This window comes from Gordonia sp. UCD-TK1 (genome assembly GCF_001691435.1).
Lineage (GTDB): Bacteria > Actinomycetota > Actinomycetes > Mycobacteriales > Mycobacteriaceae > Gordonia > Gordonia hongkongensis.
On the sequence record NZ_LZMP01000097.1, the window covers coordinates 1 to 615 of the forward strand.

General features: G+C 68.5%; 1 pseudogene. It reads left to right on the plus strand.

Annotated features, from left to right (window positions below):
• A pseudogene (locus A9310_RS25465) lies at positions 1-328 on the plus strand (hypothetical protein); the annotation flags it as partial.
• Between the last annotated feature and the right edge of the window lie 287 nt (positions 329-615).

Genomic DNA, 615 nt, shown 5'->3' on the forward strand with positions numbered 1-615 from the left:
CGGGGATGGGGCAGGCGTGCGGATAGACCTGCGCGACGCCCGGGCAGCCGAACGCTATCTCGGCGACACCGTTGTCTCGGTCAAGGTCGACGGCATGCCGCACCGCGTGTTGCGTACCCCGCTGGTGGAGGCGCTCGAGAGCGGGAGCCCGGCCCGGGCCCTCGTCGCCGCGGCCCGCAATGCCAACGAGTTCAAGCAGATGACCGGCATGCGCTGGACGACGATGCTCAAAGACGGGCGCACGATGAAGAAGTCGGGCGAACGCACGTGGCAGCAGGTCATCATGGCGGGCAACACCCCCATGCTGCTCAAGGCCGGCCTCGTCGACCAGCATCCCCGCCCGGTAGCGGGTGATCCCGGCCTCGCGCGAGACCCGGGCGACGATGTCACCGAAACCGTCGGAGACGTAACTGTTGCCGACGGTGGTCAACAGCCGATCGCACAACACCAGGATCGTCTGGTAGCGGCACCACGCCAGATACGACTCGCCCGCGCGGATCGACCCCAGACGCTGCATATGGGTGGCGGTGTCGGCATCGGCCGGACAAGCAGGATCGACCCCGGCGAGGAACTCGCCCGGCAGATCCGTCCATGCCCCCACAGTGACTCCCCCCG